The organism is Mesorhizobium sp. M4B.F.Ca.ET.089.01.1.1 (assembly GCF_004022605.1).
GTDB classification, from domain to species: domain Bacteria; phylum Pseudomonadota; class Alphaproteobacteria; order Rhizobiales; family Rhizobiaceae; genus Mesorhizobium; species Mesorhizobium abyssinicae.
This window is the reverse complement of record NZ_RZOS01000904.1, coordinates 1-1,071: the sequence shown is the minus strand read 5'-3', so window position 1 is coordinate 1,071 and position 1,071 is coordinate 1. Positions and strand designations below refer to the sequence as shown.

2 protein-coding genes are annotated in these 1,071 nt (G+C 63.0%); both read left to right on the top strand.

Features of this window, described 5'->3' with window-relative positions; translation table 11 throughout:
• The coding region (locus EN780_RS41450) for a type I secretion C-terminal target domain-containing protein (RefSeq protein WP_128276516.1) at nucleotides 1-479 on the top strand (479 nt) is incomplete at its 5' end.
• A 75-nt stretch (nucleotides 480-554) separates the two neighbouring features.
• Nucleotides 555-923: a hypothetical protein gene (locus EN780_RS34905; protein ID WP_127285480.1), complete on the top strand. Its 369-nt coding sequence runs from the start codon at nucleotides 555-557 to the stop codon at nucleotides 921-923.
• Nucleotides 924-1,071 lie beyond the last annotated feature (148 nt).

Here is a 1,071-nt window from a genome sequence, read left to right as displayed (position 1 = left end):
ATCTGACGGTTGAGGCCATTGCCGGAACTTCCGGAAACGACAACCTGCTTGGCACTTCCGGCAACGACACGCTGATCGGCGGCATTGGAGCCGACACGCTGAACGGCGGCGACGGCAACGACCTGCTGATCGGCGGCGCCGGGCAGGACACGCTTACCGGCGGCACGGGCGCCGATACGTTCAAGCTTGACGGGCTCGACATCAAGGATCTGATCGTCGACTACAGCGGTGTCGGCGGGCACGGCGACAAAATCGACCTTTCGTCCTTGTTCGACACTGCTCCTGGCGGCGCCAATGTCGGCGACTTCGTCAACTACAATGCAGCGACCGGCACGCTCAGCGTCGATGCCGACGGCACGGCCAACGGCGCCAATTTCGTCGACGTCGCGACGCTGCAGAACCTGCCGGCGGCCAACACCATCACGCTGCTCTACGACGACGGCACGACCACGCACACGACCACGGCAAATCTAGTCTAGCGGCATGGCGCAACGGGACATCGCCATGCTATGTATTAGCAACTCGTATATTGGGATTATGGAGGGGACTTTATCATGAAGCGTTCCGCAAGATTGCTGGTGTCGGCCGCGGCCCTGTTGCTGGTCGGATCGGCAGGGCGTGCCGCCGACATCATCGAAGGCCCGACGGCCGACTACTGCCGCACCGTCGGGACGTCCAACCTGGTGCTGACCGACAACATCGCCGACCTGAAGACCCAGGTGGTGAAGCTGATGGACGAGTCGGTCGCCGTCGCCAAAAGCCCGGAGTGGATCCACTCGTCGCGCCCCGCCTTCGTCTGGGCTTCGGAAGCCAAGGCTTACTGCGGCATGGCCTATGGCTACCTGAAGACGAACTACAAGGACGAAGACACGCTCAACAAATGCGAGTGCTTCCACGATCGCATGGTCGAGTACATGAACTGACCTGAAGGGCGAGCGCGCCAACAGACTGGTGATGACAGCCCCGAAAGCCTTGCCGCTCGCCGCCGCGAGCCTGGCGCCGGTTGCCGCGCATGCCGGCGCGGTGCTTCGCGGCATTTCCAACAGACGGCCCCCGCCCTCGCCACAAGCA